The 17,701-nt window shown below is 65.2% G+C and carries 15 protein-coding genes; 4 read left to right on the forward strand and 11 right to left on the reverse strand.

Annotated elements, in window-relative coordinates; translation table 11 throughout:
* Nucleotides 1-202: 202 nt before the first annotated feature.
* The gene (gene coq7 / locus VGM71_RS12155; protein ID WP_331545447.1) at nucleotides 203-844 is read left to right on the forward strand and encodes a 2-polyprenyl-3-methyl-6-methoxy-1,4-benzoquinone monooxygenase; all 642 of its coding nucleotides are present in this window, start codon (nucleotides 203-205) and stop codon (nucleotides 842-844) included.
* 36 nt (nucleotides 845-880) lie between these two features.
* Here the strand turns inward: coq7 and speD are convergent, their stop codons facing one another.
* Nucleotides 881-1,666, reverse strand: coding sequence for an adenosylmethionine decarboxylase (speD, locus tag VGM71_RS12160; protein ID WP_036109987.1), 786 nt, complete (start codon nucleotides 1,664-1,666; stop codon nucleotides 881-883).
* 350 nt (nucleotides 1,667-2,016) lie between these two features.
* Between speD and crp the strand changes: the two genes are divergently transcribed.
* Complete coding sequence (crp, locus tag VGM71_RS12165; protein ID WP_414675125.1) at nucleotides 2,017-2,694, forward strand: cAMP-activated global transcriptional regulator CRP; 678 nt, start codon at nucleotides 2,017-2,019, stop codon at nucleotides 2,692-2,694.
* A 16-nt stretch (nucleotides 2,695-2,710) separates the two neighbouring features.
* Here the strand turns inward: crp and VGM71_RS12170 are convergent, their stop codons facing one another.
* Nucleotides 2,711-3,661 carry a helix-turn-helix domain-containing GNAT family N-acetyltransferase gene (locus VGM71_RS12170; protein WP_331545460.1) on the reverse strand — a complete coding sequence of 317 codons (951 nt, stop codon included), beginning with the start codon at nucleotides 3,659-3,661 and terminating at the stop codon, nucleotides 2,711-2,713.
* A gap of 138 nt (nucleotides 3,662-3,799) precedes the next feature.
* On the opposite strand from VGM71_RS12170, the gene VGM71_RS12175 reads away from it, so the two are divergent.
* Nucleotides 3,800-4,546 carry a sulfite exporter TauE/SafE family protein gene (locus VGM71_RS12175; RefSeq protein ID WP_331545462.1) on the forward strand — a complete coding sequence of 249 codons (747 nt, stop codon included), beginning with the start codon at nucleotides 3,800-3,802 and terminating at the stop codon, nucleotides 4,544-4,546.
* 3 nt (nucleotides 4,547-4,549) lie between these two features.
* Here VGM71_RS12175 and VGM71_RS12180 read toward each other — a convergent pair whose 3' ends face one another.
* From VGM71_RS12180 to VGM71_RS12200, 5 genes are all read right to left on the reverse strand, one after another.
* Nucleotides 4,550-5,257, reverse strand: a complete 708-nt coding sequence (locus VGM71_RS12180) for a haloacid dehalogenase-like hydrolase (RefSeq protein WP_331545464.1) — start codon at nucleotides 5,255-5,257, stop codon at nucleotides 4,550-4,552.
* 7 nt (nucleotides 5,258-5,264) lie between these two features.
* Nucleotides 5,265-6,116, reverse strand: a complete 852-nt coding sequence (gene trpC / locus VGM71_RS12185; protein ID WP_331545466.1) for an indole-3-glycerol phosphate synthase TrpC — start codon at nucleotides 6,114-6,116, stop codon at nucleotides 5,265-5,267.
* 49 nt (nucleotides 6,117-6,165) lie between these two features.
* Nucleotides 6,166-7,197 (reverse strand): anthranilate phosphoribosyltransferase, encoded by a 1,032-nt coding sequence (gene trpD, locus VGM71_RS12190; RefSeq protein WP_331545468.1) that lies wholly within the window; start codon nucleotides 7,195-7,197, stop codon nucleotides 6,166-6,168.
* A gap of 13 nt (nucleotides 7,198-7,210) precedes the next feature.
* Entirely contained in the window at nucleotides 7,211-7,807 is a 597-nt protein-coding gene (locus VGM71_RS12195; protein WP_331545470.1) for an aminodeoxychorismate/anthranilate synthase component II, read from the reverse strand.
* Nucleotides 7,808-8,144: 337 nt separating this feature from the next.
* Nucleotides 8,145-8,411 carry a hypothetical protein gene (locus VGM71_RS12200; protein ID WP_331545472.1) on the reverse strand — a complete coding sequence of 89 codons (267 nt, stop codon included), beginning with the start codon at nucleotides 8,409-8,411 and terminating at the stop codon, nucleotides 8,145-8,147.
* Nucleotides 8,412-8,714: 303 nt separating this feature from the next.
* On the opposite strand from VGM71_RS12200, the gene VGM71_RS12205 reads away from it, so the two are divergent.
* Complete coding sequence (locus tag VGM71_RS12205) at nucleotides 8,715-9,401, forward strand: hypothetical protein (RefSeq protein WP_331545474.1); 687 nt, start codon at nucleotides 8,715-8,717, stop codon at nucleotides 9,399-9,401.
* Here the strand turns inward: VGM71_RS12205 and VGM71_RS12210 are convergent.
* Genes VGM71_RS12210 through VGM71_RS12225 form a run of 4 tightly spaced genes read right to left on the reverse strand, consistent with a single transcriptional unit; the run spans nucleotide 9,392 to nucleotide 17,665 of the window.
* Nucleotides 9,392-10,675: a TIGR02679 family protein gene (locus VGM71_RS12210; protein WP_331545476.1), complete on the reverse strand. Its 1,284-nt coding sequence runs from the start codon at nucleotides 10,673-10,675 to the stop codon at nucleotides 9,392-9,394. The genes VGM71_RS12205 and VGM71_RS12210 overlap by 10 nt on opposite strands.
* Nucleotides 10,672-14,823, reverse strand: a complete 4,152-nt coding sequence (locus tag VGM71_RS12215) for a TIGR02680 family protein (protein ID WP_331545478.1) — start codon at nucleotides 14,821-14,823, stop codon at nucleotides 10,672-10,674. The genes VGM71_RS12210 and VGM71_RS12215 overlap by 4 nt, the downstream gene beginning before the upstream one ends.
* Nucleotides 14,820-16,088 (reverse strand): TIGR02678 family protein, encoded by a 1,269-nt coding sequence (locus VGM71_RS12220; protein WP_331545480.1) that lies wholly within the window; start codon nucleotides 16,086-16,088, stop codon nucleotides 14,820-14,822. The genes VGM71_RS12215 and VGM71_RS12220 overlap by 4 nt, the downstream gene beginning before the upstream one ends.
* Complete coding sequence (locus tag VGM71_RS12225) at nucleotides 16,085-17,665, reverse strand: TIGR02677 family protein (protein WP_331545482.1); 1,581 nt, start codon at nucleotides 17,663-17,665, stop codon at nucleotides 16,085-16,087. The genes VGM71_RS12220 and VGM71_RS12225 overlap by 4 nt, the downstream gene beginning before the upstream one ends.
* Nucleotides 17,666-17,701 lie beyond the last annotated feature (36 nt).

Here is a 17,701-nt window from a genome sequence, read left to right on the forward strand (position 1 = left end):
AAGGCGGAACACGGAATCGGTGAAAGCAAAGGCGCGAGAGAATAGCGAACTTTTCCCTCATCGCGCAAGCCCACGATGGTGGTGAGCTTTGGGCCGACAATCATAGCATGACGTCAGGGAATCTTCACAAGCCTGCCGCATCCGGGACGGCGCGGCAACGGGCATTGTAACGTGTGTCGTCCCACGCATGCTGGAGCCTCCGATGTCTGTCCGCACCCTTACCCCCCTCGACCGCCTCCTGGATGGCCTGGAGCGGGCCATGGAAGCCGTCGCGGGCTCGCCGGAGCCCTCGCGCCGCTCCCCTGCTGACGCCCTGCCCGACGCGGCCCTGAGCGACGCCGAGCGGCGCCACGCGGCCGGCCTCATGCGGGTCAACCACGTGGGGGAGGTCTGCGCCCAGGCCCTTTACGTGGGCCAGGCCGCCCTCGCGCGGACCGACGAGACGCGCCGGCACCTGATGCACGCGGCCCAGGAAGAAACCGACCACCTCGCCTGGTGTGCCGAACGCCTGAAGCAACTCGACAGCCGTCCCAGCCTGCTCAACCCGTTCTGGTACGCGGGCAGCTATGCCATCGGCGTGGCCGCGGCGGCTGTCGGCGACCCGATCAGCCTTGGCTTCGTCGTGGAAACCGAGCGCCAGGTCGAGGCCCACCTTGCCGACCACCTGGAACGGCTTCCTGTGCAGGACGAACGCTCCCGCGCCATCCTCACCCAGATGCAGGCCGACGAGATCCGCCACGCCGAGGCCGCCCTGGCCCGCGGCGGCGTGGACCTGCCCTGGCCCCTGCCCGGCCTCATGCACGCCGCTTCTTCCGTGATGAAGACGGTGGCTTACCGCATCTAGCCCCATGAAGAAGCCCCGCTTTCGCGGGGCTTCTCGTCACATCAGGTTGCGGCCGTGGAAGAGTTCCTCGATCTCACGACGGAGCAGCGACTCGATGCGCTGGCGCTCCTTGAAAGAGAGGTCGTCGGCCTGGGCCTCGAACAGGTACGTGTCGAGGTCGAAGTCCTTGATGTGCATCTTCGTGTGGAAGATGTTTTCCTGGTACACGTTCACGTCGAACATCTCGTACTTCTGGCGGATATGCTTCGCCAGGTAGTCCTGCACCGAGTTGATCTTGTGGTCGATGAAGTGCTTCTTGCCCTTCACGTCGCGCGTGAAGCCGCGCACGCGGTAGTCCGCGATGACGATGTCCGATTCGAAGCTGTCGATCAGGTAGTTCAGGGCCTTCAGCGGCGAGATGACGCCACAGGTGGCCACGTCGATATCGGCGCGGAAGGTGGCGATACCGTTATGCGGATGCGTTTCCGGGTAGGTATGGACGGTGATGTGGCTCTTGTCCATGTGCGCCACGACGGCGCCCGAGATCGTGTCGCGGCCCAGCTTCTCCACCACCGGCTCCTCGGAAATGAGGATGGTGACGGACGCACCCTGCGGGTCGTAATCCTGGCGCGCGATGTTCAGGATGTTGGCGCCGATGATCTCGGCCACATCCGTGAGGATCTGGGTCAGGCGATCGGCATCGTACTGTTCGTCGATGTACTCGATATAGTTCTGCCGCTGCTGTTCGGAAACGGCATAGCAGATATCGTAGATGTTGAAACTCAGCGCCTTGGTAAGGTTGTTGAAACCTTGCAGACGAAGGCGGGGAAGCGGTTTGACCACAGCGACTCTCCGAGGCCGGGGGAGACGGCCAGCAGCAGACGCGGGTTAGCAGCAAGGGTCCCCGCAAGATGAACGCACCGAACGGGGCTTAGCCTGCCCGGCGCTTGTGTACGGCGTAAGACAAGGGTCCGGGCGCCGAGGGGGTGAAATTATGGGGCAAGATGGCGAGGATTTGAACAAGCCGGAACCTCGTCCCCCCAAATGGTGGATTTTAGCGCCCGGATGTCTGCAATAATCGGGAAGGGAACATGGCATGTCGGCGACGCATGACGGAATTCCGTCAGCAACGACCGAAGGAGCCGCCATGCCATTGAGGCTCAACGGAATCTGCTGTGGCTCAACTAAAATACATGTTGCAACAGGCGTTCGAACGGTCGCAGGCTCCCTCGAGCTTCGCGCCCGACCCCACTTCGATGGGACGCTTCCTGGATGCCTGCCACCGCCGCCGTTACCCGGGGAAGACGGCGATCATCCGTCCCGGCGACCCGGCCAACACGCTCTACTACGTGGTGGACGGCTCGCTCGCCGTCTGCACGGAGGACGAGGAAGGCCGGGAGTTGATCCTGGCTTACATCAACCGTGGCCAGTTCATCGGTGAGATGGGCCTCTTCGTCGAGCAGGCGCAGCGCGAATCGCTCGTGCGCACCCGCACGGCCGTGGAAATGGCCGAGATCAGTTACGAACGGCTGTTCCAGCTACTGGAAGGCCCATTGGCCGCCGAATGCCCGAAACTGCTCTTCGCCATCGGCTCGCAGCTGACCCAGCGACTCCTGCGCACCTCGCGCCAGGTCAGCCGCATGGCGTTCATGGACGTGACGAACCGGGTGTCTCGCACCTTGCTCGACCTCTGCCAGGAGCCAGACGCGATGACCCATCCGGACGGTACCCAGATCCGCATCTCGCGCCAGGAGGTGAGCCGGATCGTCGGCTGTTCCCGCGAGATGGTGGGCCGGGTGCTGAAGCAGCTCGAGGAAGAGCGGATGATCGACGTAGCCGGCAAGACCATCGTGGTTCGCGGCACCCGCTGAGATACCGCCCCGGGGGTCAGTTCCCCCGGTACACCATGTAGACGTCGGCCCGCTCGTAGTGTGAGCCGGGCCGGATGGACGACTGCCGGACGAATCCGGCGCGCTCGTACATGCCGAGGGCGCGGTCGAGCTTGCTGTTCGATTCCAGGAACAGCTCCTTGCCGCCGCGACGGCGGTATTCGGCGAGGGCCGCTTCGAGCAGCGCGCGCCCGGCGCCCAGCCCGCGGAAGTTTTCGTCCACGCCCATTTTCGACAGTTCGAAGACGTCCTCGCTTTCGCGGATGAGCGCACAGGTTCCCACCACTTCGCCTGCGTAAAGGGCGAAGAAGATCGCACCGCCAGGCGCGAGGATCAGGCCCTCCGGATCGGCGAACAGCGTCCGATCCACGCTTTCGACGTGGAAATGGCGCTCGAGCCACTGCTGGTTGAGACGACGGAAGTGATCGCGCAGGGCCGGATCGAACGGCACCACTTCCACGCTCGCGCGGGTGAGCGCGGCGCGTTGTTCGAGGATCGCCGGTACGAGTGGCCGGTCGAGCAGGGCCTTCTCGCAGTCGTCGATGGCTTCCAGCATGATCAGGCCATGTGGCCCCAGGGCTTGGGCCATGCCACGCCGGATGGCGAGCCAGACGGGCCCCAGTGCACCCAGCGCCCGCTCGCCGGCATCGGTAAGTCCGAGCACGCTGCGGCGTCCGTCGTGCGGATCGCGCCGTCGCACCACCATGCCTGCTTCCACCAGCCGGTCGGCCAGCTGGCTGACGGCGGAATGTGTCTGTCCGATCGCCAGGGCCATGTCGGTGACCGTGGTGGGGCCGACGTCACGGAGGTAGCGCATCACCGGGAACCAGCGCGATTCGATACCGGCGCCACAGGCGCGGTAGACCTCGTCGACGGCCGTATAGAACTGGTCGCTCAGTGCCTTGAGCCGACTGCCGAGCGCCAGCTCGCGCAGGGATGAGAGATACATCGGTGATCTCGCGGTGTGTGATGGATGAGGCTAGCCGTGGCGCGATGCCGCATGCAAGCGCCAGAAGTCGCCCTTCATGCCGCCGTGCCGCCAACCTCGTATATGGTGGTCGCCGGATCCACCGGAGGATGAGAAACCATGGACTGGAGCCAATTCGCGATCTTCATCGGCGTCGGCCTGCTCGCACAACTGGTCGATGGCGCGCTTGGCATGGCCTACGGCATCGTGTCGAACTCGGTGCTTCTGGCGCTCGGCCTGCCGCCAGCCGTGGCCAGCGCCACGGTGCACACGGCCGAAGTATTCACCACCGGCGTATCCGGCGGCGCCCATGCCCTGTTCGGCAACGTCGACTGGAAGGCATTCCGCCAGCTTGCGATACCAGGGGTGGTCGGCGGTGTCATCGGGGCGTGGCTCCTCGCGAGCGTGCCCGGCGACGCGTTGAGGCCCTTCGTCTACGCCTACCTGCTCATCCTCGGCGTGGTCGTGCTCGTGCGCGCCGCGGGGCGCGTCGTGTCCCACCATCGCGTGCGGCACAAAGGCATCCTGGGGTTCTTTGCCGGCCTGCTCGACGCCATCGGGGGCGGCGGCTGGGGCCCAATCGCTACCTCCACCCTGCTTGCCCGCGGCGGGCCCGTGCGGCAGACCATCGGCACGGTGAACGCGGCGGAATTCGTGGTCACCGTCGCTATCTCCACGACACTGATCGCCCACATGGGCATCCAGCACTGGCCGATCGTGCTGGGCCTGCTCACCGGCGGCGTGGTGGCCGCGCCGCTGGCGGCCTGGCTGGTGCGGCACCTGCCGCCGCGCTATGTGATGACCGCGGTAGGCTGCCTCATCGTCGGCATCAGCCTGTACCAGCTGGGCCGTTACGCCCTGGGCTGATCACTAGTACCAGTACAGCACCTCGAGCTTGTCGCCGAGTAGGCGGCTGGCCTTCTTCAGCGTCTTCGCAGTGGGATTGACCAGGCGCGCCGCATCGGCTGCCTTCAGCATCGGGATATCCGACAGGGAGTCGCCATAGGCGATCGTCCAGGGCCGCGGGATGCCCGCCCGGTCGAGCGTACGCACCTTGGCATGGTGAACGTTGTGGCTGACGAAACGCATGCCGAACAGGCCCGCGCGAGTCTGCGAGGCCATCAGTTCGCAGCCCCCGAGGTTCACCTCGTCCAACATGGATTCGACCATCTGCTTGTCGTTGCCGGTGACGATCACCACGCGGTCGCCGGTATGGACATGCCGCCGCAGCGTCGCCACGGCATCACGGCAGAACACGCCCGGGCGGCGCGCGTACGCGCGTCCGAACGCATTCATCAAGCGCCGGCAACCCGCCTCGCTACGGCCGAACGTGACCACGCGAAGAAAAACGCGGCCAAGGAAACGGTTGCCCGCCGCACTGCCGATGAGCAGGGGCACGAACGGCACCAACGGAAGCGCCAGCAACACGCGCCAGCGCCCCATGCCGGAAAGGCGCTCGCGGACGAACAGTTCCAACGTCTGATGACGGACGATCACGCCATCGAAATCGAACAAGACGACGCGCCTCACGTCGGCGGCGGTGTCTTCGACTACCGCCGCTTCCATCCCCTGATCCATGTTTTCCTTAGTGCTTGTGTACGGCGGTGTGTGGACGAACGCCGAACAGCTTCTGCAGTTCGGCCCCGGGATCGGCCGCGCGCATGAAGGCCTCGCCCACCAGGAAGGCGTTGATGCCCGCCTCGCGTAGCTTGCGCACGTCTTCCACCGTGTGGATGCCGGATTCGGCGACGATCGCTGTTTCCGAACCGACACGATCCTTCAGCCTCAGCGAGGTGCCAAGCGACGTCTCGAAGGTGCGCAGGTTGCGGTTATTGACGCCGATCAGCGGCGCCGGCGTACCGAGAGCGACCTCGAGTTCCTCTTCATTATGGACTTCCATGAGGACGTCGAGATCGAGTTCCGCGGCAAGCAACGAAAGTTCCGTGAGGCGATTTTCGTCATAGACGCGATCGCCATCGGATTCCTTCTGCGCGAACGCGGCCACGATCAGCAGGATGCAATCGGCACCGATCGTGCGGGCCTCGTACACCTGGTATTCGTCGATGATGAAATCCTTGCGCAGGATCGGCAGGTTGCAGGCCGCGCGCGCCAGGCCCACGAAATCCTCATGGCCCTGGAAGAAATCGGCATCGGTGAGCACGGACAGGCATGTGGCCCCGCCCTGCTGGTAGCTGGCCGCGATGGCGGCGGGATCGAAATTCTCGCGGATCAGGCCCTTGCTGGGACTGGCCTTCTTGATTTCGGCAATGACTGCCGGATCGCCGTCATGCAGGCGGGCGTCGATGGCGGCAACGAAGCCTCGTGTCGGTTCCAGGTCGGCGATGCGAGCGGCGAGGTCGTCGAGGGTGTGCTTGCGGCTGCGCTCCGCGATCTCTTGCACCTTGCGGTCCAGGATGCGATGGAGAATGTCGGACATCGGGGGAGTTCCTTGGGTAAGGCCGGGGGACTGGGGAGCCCCGACGATATCAGGCGCCGAGCCGCTGCGTCTCGGCCACGAACGCCTCCATTTTCACACGGGCCGCGCCGCTGGCGATGGTAGCGCGGGCAAGATCGATGCCGGCCTGTATCGACGGTGTGACGTCGGCCGTATAGAGCGCCGCACCTGCATTCAGGCAGACGATGTCCTGGGGCACGCCCGGCACGCCGCTGATGGCGTCCAGGAGCATCGCCTTCGAACCTTCGGCGTCTTCCACCCGCAGGTTGCGGCTCGATGCCATCGACAGGCCGAAGTCCTCCGGCTCGATCTCGTACTCACGCACCGTGCCGTCGCGGAGTTCGCCCACCAGCGTGGCCGCACCCAGCGAAATCTCGTCCATGCCGTCGCGGCCCCAGACCACCATCGCGTGACGGGCGCCCAGCGCCTGCAGCACCCGGATCTGGATGCCCACGAGGTCGGGATGGAACACGCCCATGAGGATGTTAGGGGCGCCGGCAGGATTGGTCAGCGGGCCAAGGATGTTGAAGAGGGTGCGCACGCCCATCTCCTTGCGCACCGGCGACACCACCTTCATCGCCGGATGGTGGTTGGGCGAGAACATGAAGCCGATGTCCACCTGCTCCATGCATACGGACACCTGCGCCGGCAGCAGGTCGATGCGCGCCCCCAATGCCTCGAGCACGTCGGCGCTGCCGGATTTTGACGAAACGCTGCGTCCCCCGTGCTTGGCGACGCGGGCGCCCGCGGCAGCGGCGACAAACATGGATGCCGTCGAAATATTGAATGTCGAAGCACCGTCGCCGCCGGTGCCCACGATGTCGAGGAAATGCGGATGGGGCCCGGTTTCCACCTTGGACGAGAGGTCGCGCATCACGCGTGCGGCGCCGGTAATCTCGCCGACGGTTTCCTTCTTCACACGCAGGCCGGTAACGATGGCGGCCGTCATCAGCGGGCTCACATCGCCGCGCATGATCTGGTGCATGAGCTCGATCATCTCGTCGTGGAAGATCTCGCGATGCTCGATCGTGCGCTGGAGCGCCTCGGAGGGAGTGATGGCCATGGAGCGCGGGTCCTTACGCGGCGAGCGGCAACGGCATGCCGAGGAAATTGCGGAGAAGGTCGTGGCCATGCTGCGTGAGGATCGATTCCGGGTGGAACTGCACGCCCTCGATGTCCAGCGTGCGGTGGCGCAGGCCCATGATCTCGTCGATCGAACCGTCTTCGCGCTCCGTCCAGGCCGTTACCTCGAGACAATCGGGCACTGAGTCCTTCTCCACCACCAACGAGTGGTAGCGCGTGGCTTCGAAGGGGTTCGGCAGGCCGGCGAACACGCCCTGGCCGCGGTGCCGGACCGGCGAGGTCTTGCCATGCATGATCTCGCGCGCCCGGATCACCTTGCCGCCGAACACCTGGCCGATGGCCTGGTGCCCCAGGCAGACACCGAAAATAGGCAGCTCGCCCGCCAGTTCTCGCAGGATGTCGATCGACACGCCGGAATCGTCCGGCGTGCCCGGCCCCGGCGAAATCATGATCCGCGAAGGCGCCAGCGCGCGTATACCTGCGACGGTAAGCGCGTCGTTCCGTACGACCTTGACCTCCTGCCCCAACTCGCCGAGATACTGGACGAGGTTGAAGGTGAAGCTGTCATAGTTGTCGATCATCAAGATCATAAACGACCTAAGCGATTGATATGGCAAGGAGCGATCGCCTTGCTCTTGAAAATATACCCTCATTTGTACCCCAGTCGTCTTCGGCTGGGCAGCGAGAGCGCCGGTATTGTATCGTTACGGTGACGCCGGTACGGCGTCGACAGCATGCGTTCGATCAGGTGTGATAGCAGCCGATACAGGACTCGAGGGCAGCAGTGGCCGCGTGACTGCTCGACCTCGATTGATCTGTCTGCCCTCCCATGTGGCGCAGCACCAGCATAGGGCTGACCTGTCTCACTGGACGAAAAAATGGGCGACCGAGCCCGCCCCCTTGATGGGACACGGATTGGACTACTGGTCACGCCGCGCGGCGGGCTTCGATCGGTTCCACGGACACGAGAATGCGATAGCCTACCGCAGCCAGCGCCGCCTCGACCTGTTCCAGCTTGGACTTGTGGGTCAAGTCCAGGAGGCGTTCAACCTGCGGCGCGTGCATGCCCAGTTTCCGGGCAAGCTCCGATTTGCGGAGCCCCTTCGCGCGCATGGCCTCGTAAAGCCCCACCTTCGCCACGTCGAGGGCCGGGAGCGAAGCCCAGTATTCGCCGCGTTTCTTGTCGCTGGCCACTGGGATCGGCTCACGCCGGTCACGTTCGTTGGTGCGTGCACATTGCACTAACACTTATGTTTCATTGTAAACATTTTTGTTAGCCGGGCCGTCGCCTCGAACCCGATGCCCATGCCTGCTACATCGATCGCGATATCAGTAATGATGTAACACGGTGAGCACCTTGATCGAACGCGTGGAAGTCAAATCGCGATAATTTGTCAGCAGCCTTATGGTGCATAACCACCAGGGCAATTCTCAACGTGCTGGGCATCATCCACAAACACCGCCCAGCTTCCCTGATTTCAATCATGGATCCTGCGAATGGATACATTCGATCGGTTCGTTCTGGAACGCAAGGAAGACTTGAAAAGGATTGCACGGCGCACCAAAGGGGAGCACTCGTACAACGATGTGGTGAATGAAGCCTGGTTGATGGCCAGAGCTATATCGGCACGGAAGTGCGTTCCCGCCGATTTCCTCGACCCTTCTTTCCAGCGGCTGCTACTCAGTCATCTGTACCAGCATCTCGTCCGCTATACCGAACTGAACGTGCGCCACGCCATCCGGCTCGACCCGGCCCGGTCAGCGGGTGACGAGCAACCAAATCCCCATCCGCTGCTGAACATGCTGGCCAGCGACGATGGAAACGATCCGCTCTCTTTCCTAATTGCCACAGAAGCGCAATTTGCACGACCTTCCACAGCAAACGAGCGTCATTCCCTGGCCAGCGCCTATCTGATCCTGCTCAACCACTTCGGCAACAGGATGTACAGCGTTGCCAGGCATCTTCTGATCTCGACGTCGCACGCGTACCGTTGTTGCGCCGAAGCACGGTTGATCACGACCCACCAGCATGCGCTGGAGCTTTCACCGCCAGTATCCTTGGCCATGATGAAACCCTGGCGTAGGCAACGCGCGCCGCGTGCTCCGCGACAGATGGCATTCGACTTCGAGGAAAGACTCCCGTTCCTATCGACACCAATGCCGATCATCCGCCATCAACTCTGATGCAAGTCAGCGAGCAACTGCCCTACAACGGCCTCTTCGGCGATGGCCAAGCCATGTTCGTCCATTGCGGCGGCTAGTTCCGCATCCCACAGCGGCTCGACTATGCCCACGCCCAGGTCGCGCGGACGTGACGGCGCCTGCGCGACGGCGGCACGATAGTAGGATCCGCCGAAGCGCCAGGGTGAGGCGCGCCAGGTGCGCATGACGAAGTTGCCGATGGCAATGCCGGGCCAGTCGTAGTCTCCGTGGTAGTGCAACTGCGCACCGGCGGCAGTCAACTGGTCCAGCAGGATGCGCTGCGCGGCGGCGGGCATACCGTCGGTGCAGACCAGTGGCGCACAGTCAGCGCCCAGGCAGTCGGCGGCGATGGAGACGATGTCCGGATTCTCGCAGACATGGATGCGGCGCCCCGCAACCGGCCAGGCCGGTGGCTGCCGTAACAACTGCCTCAGCGACAGGTAGCCTGGGTCGCCGGGACTCATGGCACGACGGCCATCGGTGAACATCGGCAGGTTCAGGAACAGCACCGGACGCGCCAACTCGCTGACCGACACGCCGGCGCGTGCCCAGACCTCGCGCTGACGCTCGGCTTCCACGTCGGGCGCCGTGGACACCGACTCCGGTAACTGATTAGCGCCGGACGCGCCCGTATCTTCGCCGCCTTTGTTGCGTCCACGCTGCCGCCACGCCGCCAGCACCAGCGTCGCCACCGGCTTGCCGGCATCCAGGCCATGGGCATCACCCAAGGTTTCCGCGGCCAATTGCGAGCGCGGAATGCCCTTGGCGGGCAAGCGGGCGAGTACGGCGTCGGCGGCAGCGAGTAATTCGGCCCCACGCTTGGGCTCGCATGCAAGCCGCTTGAGCAGGCCTAGCCCGGCAGGGGATGCCGTCAACCAGTCGCGCAGCATCGGAGCGGCCTGGCCGGCGACCGCAAGCCACCGCGAATGGAGCTCCCTACGCAACCTGGCATGGGCAATGATCGGGCCATCCAATCTCTCGAGCGCATCGAGCAGCGAATCGGCCAAGCCGGCGGCGCGCAGGCGATTGTCGAGATCGGCGATGTCCAGGGTCATCGACTGCCCCAGGCGCAAGCGTTTCCCAGTCAACTGGCATAACGCGCGATGCGCATCCGGGTCGAGTTGGTCCAAGCGCATCATTGCCACAGTCGCATCCGCGTCGGCCCGCTGGAAACGGCGCCGCAGTCGCCAGCGCACCCGAGCTAGTTCCGGTCCACCGAGCAGGCGTTGCAGGCGCGGATCCGGTACGCCGCTCATGCCGGCGGGAACCTGCGGTCGGGATCGTCCTCAGTGCGCCGCGCATTTCCGTCCCACAGCCAGCGCGAAACGAATACCGCGTCAATGCCTTCACGGCGCTGCAGGAGGCTGATCGCCACGCCGGGCAGTTCCGCATAGCAGGCCCATTCGCGCTCACTGGTGATGACGAAATCCAGGTCGAACTCTCGCACCAGGCCCATGCAGTGGGCGCGGGCGCTGTCATCGATGCCAGCGAAGGCTTCATCCAGCAGCATCAGTCTCGGCGCCAGGCGGCTGCCGCCGTGCTCGTAGAAGCTGGCGACGGCGGCGAACAGCGGCACGGTCAGGCCAAGCGCACGCTCTCCACTGGAGGCCGGGCCGGACAGCTTGCGCCATTGCCCGTCCTGCAGGCGCTGGATGCGGAAACGGTGCCAGTGGCGGTAATCCAATGCGCGCGCCAATTGGTCGATCATGCTGCCGCCGGCGGCATCGGCATCCGCCCGCGCGCGTTCTGCCGCGATCTGATGTTGCAGCATCTGTCCCACCGTGCGCCGATCCCCGGGCGACCATAGGTCCGCGCTGGTATTGAGCAGCCTTTGACGGGCCTGATCGAGTCCGGCGGGCGCGCCTTCGTCCACCGACAGCGGTTCCCATTGCAGGCGGTAGCGCACGCCGGTGGTGGTCGGGCGCTTATGCAGTTCGGCGTTGATTGCCCCGACGCGTTCGTCGGCGGCGCGCATCAGGCGCTGGATCTCCGCGGCGATTTCGGCCTGCAGGTGGTTTTCAAGTACTTCGCGTTCCCTGGCCGAAAGCAGTTCGCTGCGCTGGGCGATGTCTTCGGTCAGCAACCGCGCCAGCGTGTCCGGGCGTTCGGCGCGGTTCTGGTACTGGATGGCGACGGTCAAGCCGAAATCGTTGGGTTCGGAAATGGCCTGGTGACCGAGTGCGCCCAAGCCGCGCTGCAACTCGCCGAGATCTTCGGAAATCTGTTTCTGCACGCGGTTCCAGGCGTGTTCGTTATCGTCGATGCCGGACAGCGCCCGCTCGATCTGACGGGCAAGATTCAGGGCCGGATCAACGCTCCATTGGCCGGGCAATTCCTGCCCGGGCAAGGCCGAGACTAGCAGACCGCTGGCGGCGAACTGACGCAAACGCTCGACCGTCCCGGTGCGGATACTGATGCGTTCTTCCAGGGTTCTCTCCGCCTGTTCGGCGTGGGTGCTGGCGACCGCATGCGCCTTATCGGCCTCGCTGGCCGCCTGGCGGCAATGCTCGAAGGCGCCTTCGGCCTGCGTGCTGCCGGCGCGCGCGGCACTGATACGGGCACGCAGTTCCTCGACCTTCCGGCCGACCGAATCGCGCAGGGTTTCGAAGTGGCTGCGCGCCTTTCCGGCCAGTTCCTCGGTGATCGCGAGGAGTTCTTCGGCTTCCTCTGCGACGTGGCGGGCGTGGCTCTCGCGCTGTCGCTGGTCGAGATGATCGGGCCAGGCGCGCCGCCAGTCGCGCGCGGTCTGGATCAACTCGGCCAGCACCCGCTCGCAGGCTTGCAGGGCCAATTCGACATCCGCCAGCTTTCCGACTTCGGCCGGAAGATGCAGGTCTGATGCATCGTGCTGTAGTTGATCGCGTGCATCATGCAGCTTGCCCTCGGCCTCTCGGGCCCGTTGTTCGACCTGCGCCAGCCGGTTACGGGCGCGATCGACCTCGTTAGCCGATGCCAGCGCGGCGGCGATGGCGTCACGCAAGGGCTCCCCGGTCGGCGCGCCGCGCCACTCGCGCTCGCTTTCCTCGCGTTCGTTCGCCATTGTTTCGTACTGTCGCACCAGCTCCGCATCGGCGGCGGCCAGTTGCGTCAGCTCGGTGACGATAGCCTCGAGCCGTTCCCGCCGCGCGCGTTCGCGGGCGGCATGGCCGATGTAGCTCGCTGCAGGCTTGGTCCACGCCCCGGCCAGCGCGCCAAGGCGGAATTGACCGCTGGGCGACAACCAGCTTTCGGCCTCGGGGCGATCCCGCGCGCCGTACGCGATGCCGCCGAGCAACGCATCGATGGTGTTCGTCGCGATACCGCAGTCCTGTGGCGGCGTCGGCACCAACACGCCGCGCAGGCTGGCGCCGGTGACCGCAGTGCGACGTTGCCACTGGCTGTCTAGCAGAATGCGGCCGTCATCGCTCAGCAGTTCGCCCTGCGGGGACAGCCAGGCGTCGAGCAGGCCGCCGGCTTCAAGCGCGGCTTCCAGCCCGGCGCGCGCCTCGGCATTCAATTCCGATTGGAAGTCCACCACCTGCCACAATGGAGCGCCGGCGCGACCTGCGCGCGCATCGGTGCCACGGGTTGGCGACGGCGGCGGGCTGGCGATGTCACCTGAGAGCAGGCGCTCGCGTTCGCTTTCCAGTTCGCGGCGCTGGTAGCGCTGAGCGTGCTGTGTAGCGTCCAGTTTCGCCTTGCGTACTGCGTGGCGGTGCAGGCCATCCTGCCAGGCACGGTCCAGTGCCGCCTGCACTGGATTCGGATTGCCGCTATCGGCACGCGCGATCCAGTCGGCAAGTTTCCGCAGCGGCGCGTCGGTATCGAAAAGCAGGTGGCGCAAGCTGGCACAGTGCGCGGCCCAGTCCCGTGCCAGCGAGTCGCCGATGGCTTCGGCATGGCAGTCGGCGTGCTCGCGTCGCGACAGGGAATCAGCGATGTCCGCGCGCGCCGCCTGTACAGCATTCTCTCTCTCGCCAACCACCGTTCGCAGTGTGTCGATCTCGGCATGACGGCGACGCAGCAGTTCGATATCTTGCCTGCGGCAGCGCGTTGCGTCGTGTAGTCCATCGACGTCGATCGGCGCGTCCGTAGTCAGCGCATCGACCGGCTCGGCGAACAGCGGGTGTACAACGAACACCCTATCCAGGCCGACGGCGGCGGCATCATCAAATACGCGAGCGCGACCGACTTCCAATGCGTGGCGCGCCTGCCCGGCGGCCTCAGCGCGTTGCCGGCTAAGCTCGCTTTCCCGCTGCAACGCGGTTTTTGCGTCAAGGCTGCGCTCGCTGGCTACGCGGGTCTCGCCTTCACGCTGGAGGGCGTCGGCCTCGGCGCGGGCAAGACGGTTGGCGTCCTGGTTGGCCGGGTCACTCAGCAAGGTGTCCAGATGCTCGCGCGCCGCCATGCTCGCCTGCCTTGCCTTCTCCGCGGCATGGCTGGCCTCCTGGCTCAGCGCCAACGCTGTATCGCGCTCGGCCTGCGCTCGGTTGCGCACTTCGCTGGCCTTGTCGAAGCCGGTCTGGGCCTGTCGAAGTTCGCGCGCCTGGCGGCGGGCGAGCATGCCGGCATAGATCCGATATCGCTGCTCGAAACGGGTCACGGTCTGTTCGAGGCGCTGGCTGTCCTGCAACTGACGACGATCCTCTTCCAACTGGTTCAGCGCCTCGGCCACATCGCTCAGCAGATCCACCGGCAGTGGCGGCAGCGATTCACTCAAGGCGTTGGACAGGCCGCTTTCATCCGGCTTTTTCGACAATTGTGGCTGGCGCAGCTGGATCAGGGTATCCATCAGGGCCGCGTAGCGCTGCACGCCGAGATGGAACAGGCGTTCATCGACAGCGCGGCGATAGCCTTGCGCGTTGTTCTCGAAAAGCAGGCCGCGACCGGCAATCGCATCCCGCAGGCGCTCGCGCGTGAGCACCTGGCGGTCGGCCGTGGTCAGCCACACATCCTGCCCTATGCGCGGATCAGGCGTGCCGCCATCGCCTTCGAGCAAGAAGAACCAGCTTTCGACCTGTGCACGGCCATTCACCGCCGACAGACCGACGCCCAGGGTTAGGTATCGCGCGGAACCATCGGCTTCGCGGCGACCTAACTCGATCCAGCTATAGCCGATACGGCGCGGATAGCGGTCGCCCATCAGCAGGTTCCAGGCCATCTTCTTTCCGGGGTCGCCGTCGGGCTCGACCCGTGATGGGCGCAAATTGGCATCGAACAGCAACGGCAAGGTCAGCGACAACACTTTTGACTTGCCCGAGCCGTTGTTGCCGCGCAGCAGCAGGTGACCGTCGTGGAACCAGAATTCCTCGCTGTCGTAATGAAACAGTTCGACGAGGCCCAGGCGCAACGGCTGCCAACGTTCGCGTCGCGGTTCGGGCAGCGGCGGCAGGGTGGGTTCGGACAGCTGCAGGTGTTGTGTCATGGATGGGCAGCTTCGGAAAACAGGGACATGGCACCGCTGGCGTCGCGCACCTCGGTATGGCCGAGGGCGAAGCGTGCAATAGCCGGCAACGGTTCGATGCAAACGCCATCGCACGCCAGCAAGCCCAGGCGATGCAGGCGACCGATGGCAACATCGGCCAGTTCGCGCTCGGCGCCCGGTGCGCGCGCCGACTTGCGCCAGAACCTCCCGAAGCGGCCTGCGGCATCGCGCAGGTACAAGGCGATTTCGTCCACCTCCACCTGTATTGGCACACGTGCCTGGCGCAGGCGTGCGGCCAGGTGCTCTGCCACCAGCAGGGTGACGTGGGCCTCGGTGCCTTCAGCGGGCATCGCCACGTCGGTCAACTGCCCACCCTCATCGGCCAGCGCCAGGCCTTCGGCGCGCTGTTCGGCCACCAGCCCGGTGTCCTTGCATAAGCGGGCGGCCAGTGGGCCGCGCTGGTTGATGAAGTAATTGCGGGTGTCCTCGTCCAGCGTGCCGTTGTACAGCACCGGGTCGTCGAGCAGGCGACGTGCGAGATGGTGGCGCCTGGCGTCGCGGCGACCCTGCTCGCTATCCAACTCCAGTTCGGCCACCAGCGCGTGCAGGCGTGCTTCCAGACTGACCGGGGCTTCCGCGGCACTCCAGGTGGACGGCCCCCGCACTGACGCCAGCAGGCCGGCCAACAATCGCCTCTGCACATCATAGAGCGCATCCGCTTGCTGGCCGGTACCATCACGGACGAAATTTTCCTCCTCGCCGGCCACCCGCACCAGCACACCGCGTTCCAGCAGGGTACGGCAGACCACGACCAATTCGCGGCGCTCGCTTGCGCTGCCCAAGGCGAAGCTGAACCCCTGCGCCTCCAGCGCGGGATCGCCAGCATGCTGCACCACGCGCTCGCCGATCTGTTGCAGGGTGATCTGTGGATCGGCGCGCTCCAGCACCGCGCAGGCCAGGCACAGCAACACGTAGCGACGGCGATCGTAATCCGGTAGCCCGCGGCTGGAATCGGACAGATTGGCCGGGCGCTTGTACAGGCGCGCGCCCTCACGATCGATCAGCAAAGGCCAGCCCGCCTCACGCATGAACCAGTCGCGCAGGCGCTCGGCCTGGCGCCGCACGGCCGAGAACTCGGGATCCACGGGCGGCATCAAGGGGCGCATGAGCAAGGCGCGCAAGGCGCGACGGAACTCATCCTGTTGCTGGGCCTGCTGCCATTCGCCGACCGGGCGTGCATTGCGGCGATTCAAATGTGCATTCATCGCGTCATCCGCATGGGACTTATGGTCAGCAGGTGATCGCGCCCGGTGAACGCTCCCGCAGTCGTCCGGATTTGCGCAAAGCTGTCCGCTGCCAGCGGCTCCAGGCGCAAGTGCAGCAGGCCGTCGCCGGTCTGACGTTCCACCGGCTTGTCCGGACCATCCTGCGCGGCCAGCGCTTCACCGAGCAGGTTCAGAAACAGGGCAAACGCGTGCGGATCGAGTTCGCCCAGCTCCGACAACCGTGTCGGGTGAGCAGTCGCCAGACGCTTTCGCGCGGCCTCGACCTGGCGCGATTCGTCCGCCAGTTGCCGCGCCATCAGTTCGCGCTCGCGGCTGCGATCGCGTATCCGCGCCAGTGGCCCACGCGGCGCCGCTTCGCCGTACTCGCGCAGGCGCGGATTGATCGTCAGCGGCGGCGCGTCCAGCCACGACGTACTCGCCGGGATATCCTCGTCCGCCGCCACGTCCAGCGAAAAATGACGCGCCGGATTCAGGGCAAAGGCCGCGCGTGAAAGGCGGTGTGCTTCGCCATCGCTGCCGCAGGCAGCGAACCACTGCGCCAGCACGCGGAAGTCAGCGGAGCGGTCGCTGCGTCCGCTGCGCTGCTCGTTGACCGCCGCAATCGCAGCGAGCAATTGCGGGATAGCCGCGCGGGCACGGGAGCGTAGTAATTCGGCTTGCGGCAGCTCGTTGCCCTGACTGAGGAACCAGCCGCATAGACCTTTCCAGCGCTCACGCCACTCCGCCTGGCGGCGCTGAACTTCCGCCGTGCGGTCCTCGCCGTCGCCCGGCGCAGCATCGCGGGAGTCGCGCTCGACCACCAGCGCCAGCACCGGATCGATGCGTTCAGACAGTTCACGAAGCATCCGCGCGATGCTGTCGGAGCGACGGATCAGATCGGACACGAAGCGATCCAGGTACTCGATCAGCCTTCGCTTGTAGGCCACCAGCGCGGTGGCGTCGGCCTGGCGCAATTCCAGGCTGCGTGCCACACCGGCCATGAAGGCCTGTGCGTTGGCGGTCATGTCTTCGAACACCCTCACTAGATCACGAAGAACCTCATTGGTCTTCGCCACGTCGATGTCGTGGATTGAGGCTGCGGCATCTACCAACTGGCGCAGGGCCTGCAACCGGCTGTCGATGTCCTCCAGAGCCACCGTCTGCAACTGAGCGCGGTGGCTTAGGTTGCGCGCGAAGGCATCGAGACCGACTTCCACCGCCTCTCCACCGCGTGAGAGGCGGTAAATGTTGTGGGCGCGGTAGAAGTCGGCCAAGGTCTGCTTGCGCGCCATATCCGGTTGCGACTCCAGATTGCCCCATTCAGTAAGCTGCGATAGCGCCGCAGCCACCTCCTCACGCGAGGGCGGCGCGCTCGGCCAATCAGCCTCGGCCAGAACCTCCTCGGGACGCAGTTGCAGCCGGTACTGCCGCTTGGCGGCGGCGAACACCGCCATGATCGCGCGATAAAATGCTGCCTTGTCGGCGCTGACGTGACGAAACAAGTCGGACGACGCAAGAACCGACACGTCCTGGTGTCCCGACGTGCGCTGTTTCACTGCCAGATCCGTGTCGGCCACCAATTGCCTCATCTCCACTGTTCAATTCTCGGCTTT

Source organism: Luteibacter sp., from assembly GCF_036499525.1.
Taxonomy (GTDB): domain Bacteria; phylum Pseudomonadota; class Gammaproteobacteria; order Xanthomonadales; family Rhodanobacteraceae; genus Luteibacter.